The 12366-nt window shown below is 60.2% G+C and carries 13 protein-coding genes and 1 tRNA gene; 3 read left to right on the top strand and 11 right to left on the bottom strand.

Annotation, left to right across the window (positions count from 1 at the left end; all coding sequences use genetic code 11):
* Positions 1-89: 89 nt before the first annotated feature.
* From PMI20_RS10490 to dapA, 5 genes are all read right to left on the bottom strand, one after another.
* Positions 90-179 (bottom strand) — tRNA-Ser (locus tag PMI20_RS10490).
* Between the two features lie 84 nt (positions 180-263).
* Positions 264-974 (bottom strand): phosphoribosylaminoimidazolesuccinocarboxamide synthase, encoded by a 711-nt coding sequence (gene purC / locus PMI20_RS10485; RefSeq protein ID WP_007930242.1) that lies wholly within the window; start codon positions 972-974, stop codon positions 264-266.
* A gap of 28 nt (positions 975-1002) precedes the next feature.
* Complete coding sequence (locus PMI20_RS10480) at positions 1003-1761, bottom strand: MBL fold metallo-hydrolase (RefSeq protein WP_007930241.1); 759 nt, start codon at positions 1759-1761, stop codon at positions 1003-1005.
* A gap of 4 nt (positions 1762-1765) precedes the next feature.
* A complete protein-coding gene (gene bamC / locus PMI20_RS10475) occupies positions 1766-2878 on the bottom strand; it encodes an NlpB/DapX family lipoprotein (RefSeq protein WP_007930240.1) in 1113 nt (370 codons plus the stop codon).
* A 17-nt stretch (positions 2879-2895) separates the two neighbouring features.
* Positions 2896-3774: a 4-hydroxy-tetrahydrodipicolinate synthase gene (dapA, locus tag PMI20_RS10470; RefSeq protein ID WP_007930239.1), complete on the bottom strand. Its 879-nt coding sequence runs from the start codon at positions 3772-3774 to the stop codon at positions 2896-2898.
* Positions 3775-4101: 327 nt separating this feature from the next.
* Between dapA and PMI20_RS10465 the strand changes: the two genes are divergently transcribed.
* Both PMI20_RS10465 and PMI20_RS10460 read left to right on the top strand, forming a co-directional pair.
* A complete protein-coding gene (locus PMI20_RS10465; RefSeq protein ID WP_007930238.1) occupies positions 4102-4662 on the top strand; it encodes a glycine cleavage system transcriptional repressor in 561 nt (186 codons plus the stop codon).
* Positions 4663-4672: 10 nt separating this feature from the next.
* Positions 4673-5146: a peroxiredoxin gene (locus tag PMI20_RS10460; protein WP_007930237.1), complete on the top strand. Its 474-nt coding sequence runs from the start codon at positions 4673-4675 to the stop codon at positions 5144-5146.
* An 88-nt stretch (positions 5147-5234) separates the two neighbouring features.
* Here PMI20_RS10460 and PMI20_RS10455 read toward each other — a convergent pair whose 3' ends face one another.
* Complete coding sequence (locus tag PMI20_RS10455) at positions 5235-6305, bottom strand: AI-2E family transporter (RefSeq protein ID WP_007930236.1); 1071 nt, start codon at positions 6303-6305, stop codon at positions 5235-5237.
* A 41-nt stretch (positions 6306-6346) separates the two neighbouring features.
* A complete protein-coding gene (locus tag PMI20_RS10450; RefSeq protein ID WP_007930235.1) occupies positions 6347-6586 on the bottom strand; it encodes a sulfurtransferase TusA family protein in 240 nt (79 codons plus the stop codon).
* A gap of 97 nt (positions 6587-6683) precedes the next feature.
* Here PMI20_RS10450 and PMI20_RS10445 point away from each other — a divergent pair, with 97 nt between their 5' ends.
* The gene (locus PMI20_RS10445; protein ID WP_007930234.1) at positions 6684-8117 is read left to right on the top strand and encodes a M48 family metalloprotease; all 1434 of its coding nucleotides are present in this window, start codon (positions 6684-6686) and stop codon (positions 8115-8117) included.
* A gap of 77 nt (positions 8118-8194) precedes the next feature.
* Here the strand turns inward: PMI20_RS10445 and PMI20_RS10440 are convergent, their stop codons facing one another.
* The 4 genes from PMI20_RS10440 to rpoE form a co-directional block, all read right to left on the bottom strand.
* A complete protein-coding gene (locus tag PMI20_RS10440) occupies positions 8195-9622 on the bottom strand; it encodes a DegQ family serine endoprotease (protein ID WP_007930233.1) in 1428 nt (475 codons plus the stop codon).
* Positions 9623-9870: 248 nt separating this feature from the next.
* Positions 9871-10833, bottom strand: coding sequence for a MucB/RseB C-terminal domain-containing protein (locus PMI20_RS10435; RefSeq protein ID WP_007930232.1), 963 nt, complete (start codon positions 10831-10833; stop codon positions 9871-9873).
* An 8-nt stretch (positions 10834-10841) separates the two neighbouring features.
* Positions 10842-11429: a sigma-E factor negative regulatory protein gene (locus tag PMI20_RS10430; RefSeq protein WP_007930231.1), complete on the bottom strand. Its 588-nt coding sequence runs from the start codon at positions 11427-11429 to the stop codon at positions 10842-10844.
* 31 nt (positions 11430-11460) lie between these two features.
* On the bottom strand, positions 11461-12042 hold the full coding sequence (gene rpoE, locus PMI20_RS10425) for an RNA polymerase sigma factor RpoE/AlgU (RefSeq protein ID WP_007930230.1): 582 nt from the start codon (positions 12040-12042) through the stop codon (positions 11461-11463).
* Positions 12043-12366 lie beyond the last annotated feature (324 nt).

Genomic DNA, 12366 nt, shown 5'->3' with positions numbered 1-12366 from the left:
GGGGGAACAAGCGGGGGAATAAAAACAGCCAGAAACGACAAAGCCCCTGAAAACGTTAACGTTTTCAGGGGCTTCGGCTACTTCAATAATGGCGGAGAGATAGGGATTCGAACCCTAGGTACCCGCGAAGGTACAACGGATTTCGAATCCGTCCCATTCGGCCACTCTGGCATCTCTCCAACGGCGCGCATCATAACAGCACCTTTGCCCGAAGCGAAGCCCCTCGAGCAAATTTTTTCCGTGCTATCAGTCGGTTGCGTCGATTACAGCGGTACGCCCAGACGGTTTGCGACTTCTTCGTAGGCTTCGATCACATCACCGAGCCCCTGACGGAAGCGGTCCTTGTCCATCTTCTTGCGGGTTTCCTTGTCCCACAGGCGGCAGCCATCCGGGCTGAACTCGTCGCCCAGGACGATCTGGCCGTGGAATACGCCGAACTCCAGCTTGAAGTCCACCAGCAGCAGGCCGGCATCGTCGAACAGCTTGCTCAGGACTTCGTTGACCTTGAGCGACAGTTCTTTCATGCGTGCCAGTTGCTCGGCGGTGCCCCAACCGAAGGCCACGACGTGGGATTCGTTGATGAACGGGTCGCCCTTGGCGTCGTCCTTCAGGAACAGTTCGAAGGTATAAGGGTTGAGCTTCAGGCCCTCTTCCACACCCAGGCGCTTGACCAGGCTACCGGCGGCGTAGTTACGCACGACGCACTCGACCGGAATCATGTCCAGCTTCTTCACCAGGCACTCGTTGTCGCCCAGCAGCTTGTCGAATTGGGTCGGCACGCCGGCCTCTTCGAGTTTCTGCATGATGAAGGCGTTGAACTTGTTGTTCACCATGCCTTTGCGATCGAGCTGCTCGATACGCTTGCCGTCGAACGCCGAGGTGTCGTTGCGAAACAGCAGGACCAGGCGGTCGGCGTCGTCGGTCTTGTAAACCGATTTGGCTTTGCCACGGTAGAGTTCTTCACGTTTTTCCATGATGGGCTCCGCTTGCTAAGTAGGTGGGCTAGGCGATGTGTCGCCAGTCGAGCCCTGAATCTTGATCGGCCAGTTGCAGCCAGTCCGGGTCGCACCCGAGGGTGTCGACAAAACATTGCCGGGCCAGCTGCGGCAGGTTGTTCTTGCTGCTGAGATGGGCCAGTACCAGATGCTGCAGGTCCTGCCAGCCCAACTCGGCCACCAGGCTTGCAGCCTGATGGTTGTTCAAATGTCCCATTTCCCCACCGACCCGCTGCTTGAGGAAATACGGGTAGTAACCTCGGGCCAGCATATCGCGGCAGTGATTGGCCTCGATCATCAAGGCATCCAGCCCGCGATAGCGGTCGATCACCGTGTCGCAATAGGAACCCAGGTCGGTCAGCAGGCCAAAACGCCGCCGGCCGTCACTGAACACGTACTGCACAGGTTCCAGCGCATCGTGGGCGACGCGGGTCACGTCGATGCTCAAGGCACCGACCTGAAGCGTCTCGCCCCCGGCGAGAAAACCCGCGGCGTCCACCGGTTTGCGCATCCCGCGCAACGTGCCGCGACTGAGGTAGACCGGTAAATTGTAGCGCCGAGACAGCAAACCCACGCCATGCACGTGGTCGGCATGTTCGTGGGTTACCAGAATCGCGCTCAGCTGCGCGGGGGCTACCCCCAGGCGCAGCAGGCGCCGCTCGGTTTCGCGCAAGGAGAAACCACAATCCACCAGGACGTAGGTGTCGTCACTGGCTATCAGCGTGCCATTCCCTTGACTACCACTGCCGAGAACGGCGAAACGCATCGGATCAGCCCAGGTTGTCCTGAATCACAGTCAAGACCTTACGCGCCACTTCAGGCGGAGCAACGGTGTTGATGTCTTTCTCGACGGTGACCTGGACGTTGTCGCCCACCTTGCTCAGGCGAACCTGATAACGCTCGGCGCGGGCCTCGATTTCTTCCTTGGCCGGTGCGCTGCCGAACAACTTGCCGAAGAAGCCCGGCTCGTCGTTTTTCTTCTCGGCTTTTTCCGCCAGGTTGATGTAGTACAGGCCCAGGCTGCGGTTGATGTCTTCAACGCGCCACTCGCCCTGTTCCAGGGCACGGCCGACGCTCGACCAGGCGCGGTCGAGGTCTTCGCCGAGGTTGAGCACCACGTTGCCGCTGCCGTCTTCGGTGAGGCTGACACGGCTAGGGGTATCGAAATCACGCGCGGCCAGCAGGGAGACCGAACCGCCCTTCTCGGCGCTGCGGCTCATGCTGGCGAGCATTTCGTCGACCAGCGCGGCATCCAGGCTGGTGTTGACCGAGCGGTTGGTGAAATCGACGTTGGAGGTGCTGCCGACAGGACGTTCGGCGCTGACCACGTAGACTTCACTGGTATTGCGCTGCACGCCTGGCTCGATACGCACCCGCACGCGGGTTTCGTTATCGGCCGAACCTACGCTGCCCAGGCGCTTGGCCATGGATGCGGAGAGTTCGTCGGAACGCTGCCAGGCGGTGGTGAACTCGCCGGTTTGCGGACGTTGCTCGTCAATACGGAAACCGTTGTCCTGGAAGAACTGCATGGCCACCGGCCAGACTTCGGCCGGGGCGTGCTGAGCCATGACCCAACGCGCATCGCCGCTCTTCTGCAGAGTGTAATCGCTGGCATCGGCCACCGAGCCCAACGGCTGCGGACGCGGCACGATGTATTCACCCTTGACGGTGTCGTCAGCCACGTTGCGCGGGATCGGCAGCAGCGGATCGAGGCGCTTGGAGGTGCTGACATCCGACGGCAGTTGCATCGGTGCGGTCTGTTGCGCTTGCAGGTAATCGCTGCCGCGGTCACGGAAGTAGCCTTCCGGCCCCCAAATCCAACCGCAGCCACTGGTGCTGGAGATAATCAAGGCAAGTGCGGAAAGTCCGGCCAATCGCTTCATGCGTAGTACTTCCTCAATTAAACCAATACGCCGGACTGGCGCATGGCCTGCCGCAGCGGTTCGTGACAGGCAGCACTGAGCCAGGTGAGCGGCAGACGGATACCGTTCGCCATCAAGCCCATCTCGCACAGGGCCCATTTCACGGGAATAGGGTTGGATTCGATAAACAGAGTCTTGTTGAGCGGCATCAGCTTCTCGTGGATCGCCCGGGCGGTGGCGGCATCGCCACGCATCGCGGCGGCGCACATCTCGCTCATGGCTTTTGGCGCCACGTTGGCGGTCACCGAAATATTGCCCTTGCCACCCAGCAGGATCAGTTCGACGGCGGTTGCGTCGTCGCCGGAGTACACCAGGAAGTCGCTGCTCACGCCAGCCAGGATGTCCTTGGCGCGCTGCAGGTCACCGGTGGCTTCCTTGATGCCGATGATGTTCGGCACGGTCGACAGGCGAATCACGGTCTCGGCCTGCATGTCGCAAGCGGTGCGGCCCGGCACGTTATAGAGGATCTGCGAGATATCGACGGCTTCGGCGATGGCACGGAAATGCTGATACAGGCCTTCTTGCGTCGGCTTGTTGTAATAAGGGGTCACCAGCAGGCAAGCGTCGGCACCGGCGATCTTCGCGTTGGTGGTCAGCTCGATCGCTTCGCGCGTCGAGTTCGCGCCGGTACCGGCGATCACCGGGATACGCCCTGCAACCTGAGCGACCACGCGACGAATCACTTCGATGTGTTCGTTCACATCGAGGGTAGCCGACTCACCTGTAGTGCCGACCGCCACAATGGCGTTGGTGCCCTCTTGCAGGTGGAAGTCCACCAGTTTGCTCAGGCTGTCCCAGTCGAGACGACCCTGTGCATCCATGGGTGTGACCAGTGCCACCATACTGCCCGCAATCATGCAACCGCTCCTGCCGGAAAAAGAGAGCGGTAATGGTACTGGCGCCAAGATGCTTGCACAAGCGAAGTACCGCGCTGCGAGCATTCCCCTGAGCGATGTATTTCGCTACCCTTCAGGCTTTGATCGGTACTGCTAAGCTTGTACGCCGGGTTCCAGCCTCCCTTTTCGGCATCCGAAGCCCCAATCCTGCGTTGCCGCCCTTCGCTCTCGCCTTTTATGGAGCTCGTCGCAACCTGGCGGTTCAGGGCTTCTGAAACCGCATCCGGATGTTTACCCAGTACTCGAGCCTGCAAAAGTATCGACCGCTCATCGCTTTAGGAATGCTGCATGTCCACCCCCACAGTCCGCGAACAATTCCTTGTCATCAGTGCCCTCGGCGCCAACCCCATGGAGCTGACCAACGTCCTGTGCCGCGCCAGCCATGAAAACCGCTGCGCCGTGGTGACCTCCCGCCTGACCCGCCATGGCGAGTGCAGCGCGCTGGTCCTGGAGGTTTCCGGCAGCTGGGATGCCCTGGCGCGCCTGGAGGCCGGCCTGCCGTCGCTGGCGAAGAAATACGCCTTCACTGTCAACGTGGTGCGCAGCGCGGCCCTGGAAAACCGCCCGCAGGCCCTGCCTTATGTGGCTTACGTCAGCGCCGCCTACCGCCCGGACATCGTCAATGAACTGTGCCAGTTCTTCATCGACCACCATGTCGAGCTGGAAAACCTGACCTGCGATACCTATCAGGCCCCGCAGACCGGCGGCACCATGCTCAACGCCACCTTTACCGTGACCTTGCCGGCCGGCACCCAGATCAGTTGGCTGCGCGATCAGTTCCTGGACTTCGCCGACGCAATGAATCTCGATGCGCTGATCGAACCCTGGCGCCCACAGAACCCAATGTAAGGAAGCCCCAATGGCCGTTGCCATCGACCAACCTGTTGCCCATTTCGAAGCCCCGGCCACCAGCGGTCAGACCGTCAGCCTGGCCGCGCTCAAGGGCAAGCAGGTGGTGATCTACTTCTACCCCAAGGACAGCACCCCGGGTTGCACCACCGAGGGCCAGGGCTTTCGCGATCAATACGCCGCGTTCAAGGCCGCCAACACCGAGGTGTTCGGCGTCTCCCGCGATGGCCTGAAGTCCCATGAGAACTTCAAGTGCAAGCAGGAATTCCCCTTCGAGCTGATCAGCGACAAGGACGAAGCCGTCTGCCAGCTGTTCGACGTGATCAAGCTGAAGAAGCTCTACGGCAAGGAATACATGGGCGTCGATCGCAGCACCTTCCTGATCGACAAAAATGGAGTGCTGCGCCAGGAATGGCGTGGCGTGAAAGTGCCAGGCCACGTGGATGCGGTACTGGCTGCTGCGCAGGCGCTGAACAAGGCCTGAGCGTGGTAGCCGACTAAAAGGTAACCGATTAAAAAAAGGGGGGCGGCTGATTCAGCCGCCCCCTTTTCATTTCCAGAGCAGGGCCGCTCTAGAGCAAGGGCGCCACGACCGGCTCCTTGCGCGGCCAGGCATCCAGTACCGCCTTGAACAGGGTGGCCAGGGGAATCGCGAAAAACACCCCCCAGAAGCCCCACAGCCCGCCAAACAACAGTACTGCACAGATGATCGCCACCGGATGCAGGTTCACCGCCTCGGAGAACAGCAGCGGCACCAGCACGTTGCCATCCAGGGTCTGAATGATCCCGTAGACCGCCATCAGATAGATGAACTGGTCGCTCCAGCCCCACTGGAACAAGGCAATCAGCGCCACCGGCACGGTCACCACCACCGCCCCGACGTAGGGCACCACCACCGAAATCCCCACCAGCAGCGCCAGCAGGGCCGCGTAGTTCAGCCCCAGGGCCACGAAGGCGATGTAGGTCACCCCGCCGCAAATGACGATCTCGATCACCTTGCCACGAATGTAATTGGCGATCTGCCGGTTCATCTCCTGGGCCACCCGGGTGATCAGGGCCCGCTCGCGCGGCAGGTAACCGCGCACCCACTGGCTGATCATCGCCCGGTCCTTGAGGAAGAAAAACACCAGGATCGGCACCAGCACCAGATAGATCATGATGTTGACCAGCAGCGGCAGGCTGGACAGCGAGAAGGTCAGCGCCCACTGGCCGAACTTGCCGATCTCGCCGCGTGCCACCTCGATCGCCTGCAGCACCTGTTCGTCGGACACCAGGTGCGGATAACGCTCCGGCAACAACAGAAGCAACGATTGCCACTTGGCGAGCATTCCCGGCAGCTCGTTGAACAAGGTAATCAACTGGTGCCACAACAGCGGCACGACGACCACGATGAACACCAGTAGCAGCCCCATGAACAGAGCGAAGACCAGACCCACCGCCGCCCCGCCAGGCAAACGCCAGCGTTCCAGCGTGAGCACCAGCCCCTGCATCAGATAGGCCAGCACCATCCCCGCCAACACCGGCGCGAGCATGCCGCCCAGGGTCAGCACCGCGGTGAAGGCCAGGAACAACAGAACGGCCAGTACCACGGCCTCTTCATCGGAGAAGTAGCGCTGAATCCAGTCGCGTAACACTTTGAACATCAATGATCCTTAGACAGAGGCGCGATGATTTCCGGGGCGGTTCAGGCCTTCTTCAGCCAGTAACGATAGACCCCGGCCTCGTCTTCCTCGCGAAGCAGGGTATGACCGGCCAAACGGGCAAAGGTGCGAAAGTCGCGCTGGGAGCCGGCATCCGTGGCGATCACCTTGAGCACCGCGCCGCTGGCCAGGCGATTGAGTTCCATCTTGGCCTTGAGCAGCGGCAGCGGGCAGTTCAGTCCGCTGGCATCGAGCTCGGCGTCGTGGGCTACAGCATCAGTCATTGCGTCACTCCGGGAGGGTCGTCGAGATGCCTAGAATATCTGGTCCAAGGCCTGGTGTCCGGCTACAGTAGACTCTTTGTCGACTAAGGCTTTGTGCATGACTTTTTTGCGCCCTACCCTGCTGACGCTCGCTTGCCTGCTCGCCTCACCAGGCTTCGCCGACGACCTGCCATCACTCGGTGACGCCAGCTCTGCCATTGTCTCGCCCCAACAGGAACACCAACTGGGCCGCGCCTGGCTGGCGTTGCTGCGCAGCCAGGTTTCGCAACTCAACGACCCGCAACTCAAGGACTACGTCGAAACCAGCGTCTACAAACTGGTCGAGACCAGCCAGGTCAACGACCGACGTCTCGAGTTCATCCTGATCAACAGCCCGCAGCTCAACGCGTTTGCCGCTCCTGGCGGGATTGTCGGGGTCAACGGTGGACTGTTCCTCAACGCCCAGACCGAAGGCGAATATGCCTCGGTGCTGGCTCACGAACTGGCGCACTTGTCGCAACGCCACTTCGCCCGTGGCGTCGAGGCTTCGCAACGCATGCAGGTGCCGATGATGGCCGCCCTGCTGGCCGGGATCGTGATCGCCGCGGCGGGCGGTGGCGACGCCGGGATCGCCGCCATTGCCGGCACCCAGGCCGCGGCCATCCAGGAACAACGGCGCTTCTCCCGGCAGAACGAGCAGGAAGCCGACCGCATCGGCATCCTCAACCTGGAAAAGGCCGGTTATGACCCGCGCTCCATGCCGACCATGTTCGAGCGCCTGATGCGCCAGTACCGTTTCGACGCCAAGCCGCCGGAGTTCCTGCTGACTCACCCGGTCACCGAATCGCGGATCGCCGACACCCGCAACCGCGCCGAACAGGCCAAGGCCGGCGGCAAGGAAGACAGCCTGCGTTACCAACTGATTCGCGCACGAGTACAGCTGATCTACGAAGAGTCCCCTGGCATGGGTGCCAAGCGTTTCCGCGCCCAGCTCGACGAAAACCCGAAAAACGACATCGCCCGCTACGGCCTCGCCATCGCCCAGATCAAGGGCAGCCAGTTCAACGATGCCCGGGAAAACCTCAAGCAGCTGCTAGCCAAGCAACCTAACGACATCACTTACAACCTGGCCCAGATCGATCTGGATACCGCCACCAGCCGCTTTTCCGACGCCCAGGCCCGGGTGGATAAAATGCTTGCGCAGTATCCGGGCAACTACCCACTGAACCAGGTCAGGGTCGACCTGCTGCTCAAGCAGAATCGCCCGGCAGACGCCGAAAAGGCCCTGGAAAGCCTGCTCAAGACCCGCTCCGACGATCCGGACGTCTGGTACTCGGTGGCGGAAACCCGTGGCCTGTCGGGCAATATCATCGGCCTGCATCAGGCGCGGGCCGAATACTTTGCCCTGGTCGGCGACTATCGCCAGGCGATCCAGCAGCTGGATTTCGCCAAACGTCGCGCCGGCAGCAACTTCCCCCTGTCTTCACGGATCGATGCACGTCAGCGTGAGCTGATGGACCAGGAGCAGATGGTCAAGGACATGATGCGCTGAGCCCAACCGGCGCCCACAAAAAAAGCCCGCCTCTTTCGAGGCGGGCTTTTTATTGCACGATCAATCCGCTACACGGATTACTCGGCCAGCTTGAAGGTAATGAAGCTGGCACGTCCCTGACGCAGAACCCGCATCGATACCGAACGGTTCTTCGGCAGCGCCTGGGCGATTTCAGTGAAGTTCTTGGTCGAAGTGATCGCCTGATTGTTCAGGTGAGTGATCACGTCGCCCGGCTGCAGGCCGATCAGCGCGGCTGGACCATCCTGAACTTCCTTGATCACCACACCGCCCTTGAGGTCGTAGGTTTTCTTCTGCTCATCGGTCAGCTCGACCACCGCCACGCCCAGACGGTTGCTGCTGCGCTCGGCACCGGACTTGCCAATGGCGTCCAGGGCCTTGTCTTCGTCCGGAATCGCACCAACGGTCAATTCGACGTTCTTGCGCTTGCCGTCACGAATCACTTCCAAATTGGCTTTCGCACCCGCCTTGAGGGCACCGACCAGATGCGGCAGGTCCGCCGACATGATGATCGGTTGACCGTTCATGCTCAGGATCACATCACCCACCTGCAGGCCGCCCTTGGCCGCCGGGCCGTCGTCCTGGATCTGGGCCACCAGCGCACCGGCCGGCTTCTCCAGGCCGAAGGACTCCGCCAGGTCTTTGTTCACTTCCTGGATAACCACGCCCAGCCAGCCGCGGCTGACTTTGCCACCGGCTTTCAGCTGGTTGGAAACGTCCATGGCGACATCGATCGGGATAGCGAAGGACACACCCATGAAACCTCCGGAACGGGTGTAGATCTGCGAGTTGATACCCACCACTTCACCGGCCAGGTTGAACAGCGGACCACCGGAGTTACCCGGGTTGATCGGCACGTCGGTCTGGATGAACGGCACATAGTTTTCGTTCGGCAGGCTACGACCGATGGCACTGACGATGCCCTGGGTGACGGTGTGATCGAAACCAAACGGCGAACCGATAGCCACTACCCACTGGCCGGCCTTCAGGTCCTGGGATTTGCCCAGCTTCAGCACCGGCAGGTCCTTGCCGTCGATCTTCAGCAACGCCACGTCGGAGCGTGGATCGGTGCCAATCAGCTTGGCTTTCAATTCGCTGCGGTCGGCCAGGCGGACAAGGATTTCATCCGCATCGGCAATCACATGATTGTTGGTCAGGATGTAACCGTCCGACGAAATGATGAAACCAGAACCCAGGGACTGGGCTTCACGCTGGCGATCACCCCGTGGCGAACGCGGCTGCGGCGGCATGCCACGCTCGAAAAACTCGCGCAGCATCGGCGGCAGACCTTCGAGGTCAGGCATCTGGGCGGAAACCTTGCGGTCCGGGAGCTTCTGCGTGGTACTGATGTTGACCACTGCAGGCGACGCCTGCTCGACCAGTTGTGTGAAGTCAGGCAAGTCCGCCGCCTGCGCGGTAACGGCCTGACCGAGCACCAGCACAGTAGCGAAAATGGAGAGATAGGATTTCAAACGTGGTATCGACATACGGCTCCCATTACAACGAGCGTGGTTAAGCGATAGGGACAAGAAATACCAGGCGACTCGCGCAGTACTTTTGTCCCGGAAACGACAAACAAGGCCAGAACCTAGTGGCTCTGACCTATAAGAAAAAACAGGGGGTTTTGCAAATGAAAATGTTCACCGAACATTTAGATATCTCGATTGCAGAGCTGGCATTGCAGACCTCTTACACAACCAACATTAACGCTCGATGAACACCTGGGGCTGTACTCTCACTGCGCCTTGGGCGCAGCGGCGTCGGTACGCATCGACAAGGCGATCCGTTCGGCGGTACCGATAGGTATCTCACCCACCACCGTTACCATCATTTCGCCTTCAGGCGTGGTCAGGCGTCGGGATACCGCCACGGTCGGACCCAGTTGAGTGCGGGTGTCGGTCACCGTCGCGCCATTGAGCGGTTCGAGGAACACCGAGAAGCGGGCCAGGCCATCGTCATACATCAGGCTGTTGACCATGGTCTTGGTGTCGGGATCTTTACGCGCACTGCTGCTGGTCAACTCGAAGCCTGGCGGCAGCCAGTCGGAATGCCAGGCCTGCGCAGCCTTCACCGCGGAGGCCTTGTCGCTGTCCAGGGCCACGGCCTTGCATTCGGCGCTGGCCTGCAGCTCGCTGTCCTTCGGCACATCCGCCGTATCCAGGCGAGTGAACTGGAAGCGCTCGAGCAACTGCCCCTTATCGTTCAACAGCAGCGATTTCAGCGGCAGGCCCGTCTCGCGGTCCAGATGCAATTCAAAACCATAACGGTGCTGGTCCCGCGGGGTCAGGGAAACAATGACCGCGGAGCGCCCAGCCACACGCGACTTGCCGATGACGGCAAGGTCGTACCAATTCTTGAGTTTTTCTGGATCGAGTGAGTGGGCCGAAGAGTTGGGGGCGTCCCCGAGTCCAGCCACCAGCGTACCGCTGACACATTGGGTACGCCCATCAACACGCACAACCTCTTGAGCGGAACCGTCGAGCTGAATCAGTCGCTCGCGGACCTGGCCATCCTGGACGCGATGCCAGATGTTATGGGTAGAAAAACTACCATTACGCTCGTAGACGAAAGTACCCTGAAAGCTTTGCTGCTGTTCGGCTTGCCCAAGACGTTTCAACCAATCCTGAGCTTCGTCGGCGTGGGCTGGAACAATGAACCAGCCACTGAGCAGAAGCGAGAGTAGAGGGATGGCGCGCATGATCCTCCTTAACGGTTTTCCAGGCTCGCCGCACGAGCATAAGGCAGAGCGCTTTCAGTGCCCTTCAGTGCAGCTTGTTGAGCATGCTGACGCAGGTAGCTTGGCAGACGCTGATCGTGCCAGCCTGGCTGACCTTGCAATACGCCGTTGGCCATAGGGCCAGGGGCTTCCGAACTCTCATTGTAGCCGGCCAATACAGCTGGGCCTTTTACTTGAGGAGCGGCCAGGGTTGGCTGGTTCGATTGCTGTGCCAGTTCGACACCAGCGATCTCATCCTGGTTGTACAGGCGAACACCCGCCAATACGGCAACGGTCACCGATGCGGCAACAGCCAGGCGACCCAGGCTACGCCATGGACCACGAGTGGCCTTGGCCGGTACGGCTTCGTCAGCCAGCGCAGCAGAAACAGCCGCGGCGATGTCCAGACGCGGAAGCAGCAATTCCTTGTGCATGGCCGCCCGGGCGATCTGGTAACGAGCCCAGGTCTCACGGGTTTCCACTTCGTCGACGGCATTCAATACCCGACGTAATTCCAGTTCGTCCGCTTCGTTATCCATCACCGCGGACAGCGATTCCTGCAGGGCTTCACGACTCATGGCGGTTCCTCTCTTGGCTGTCGCCGCTGTCTCAGGTTTCCTGCAACAACGGCTGCAGGGCTTTGTCGATGGCTTCCCGAGCGCGGAAAATCCGGGAGCGCACGGTACCCACCGGACACTGCATGACGCTGGCAATGTCCTCGTAACTCAGACCATCGAATTCACGTAAAGTTAAAGCCGTACGCAAATCTTCTGGCAGTTGCTGAATGGTTCGATGGACGGTGCCTTCGATCTCATCCCGCAGCAATGCGCGCTCCGGCGATTCGAGATCCTTGAGGCCATGATCGCCATCGTAGAACTCCGCATCCTCGGAACTGACATCGCTATCCGGCGGCCGGCGGCCGCGCGAAACCAGATAGTTTTTCGCCGTGTTGATGGCGATACGATACAGCCACGTATAAAACGCACTGTCACCGCGGAAATTACCAAGCGCACGGTAAGCCTTGATAAAGGCTTCTTGTGCAACATCCTGGGCTTCATGGGTGTCGTGCACAAAACGCACGATCAACCCGAGAATTTTGTGCTGGTATTTCAGCACTAGCAGATCGAAAGCTCGCTTGTCGCCGCGCTGAACGCGCTCGACCAGCTGCTGATCCTCTTCCTGGGTTAGCATGAACACTCCTCGATAAGCTCGGAGGAGGCTTGCATAACTAAACGATCAGGCTTGCAAACATAGACTCGGGCTTTTCGCAAAAGTTCTCCCCCTCCAAGCAAGTTTCCTGCGGGCTCTGATTTGGCACGCACGAAAAACGCAGCGCGGGCAAGGCCGGCTGCGCGAATAATCCTGTCGTCGAATTGAGCTGCATGACCACGACACAAGTCCTGCATAAAACCGACGCTGTCCCTTCTATCAGGCAACCTTCTATTGAGTTTGGGGCCGTGTCAAAAGTTCCCAATCTTTATAGCCGTACGGAGCGAACATTGTGTAACCATGAAG

Origin of the sequence: Pseudomonas sp. GM17 (assembly GCF_000282175.2) — a bacterium.
In the GTDB taxonomy this organism is placed as follows: Bacteria; Pseudomonadota; Gammaproteobacteria; order Pseudomonadales; family Pseudomonadaceae; genus Aquipseudomonas; species Aquipseudomonas chlororaphis.
This window is presented reverse-complemented; position numbering and strand designations above follow the sequence as displayed.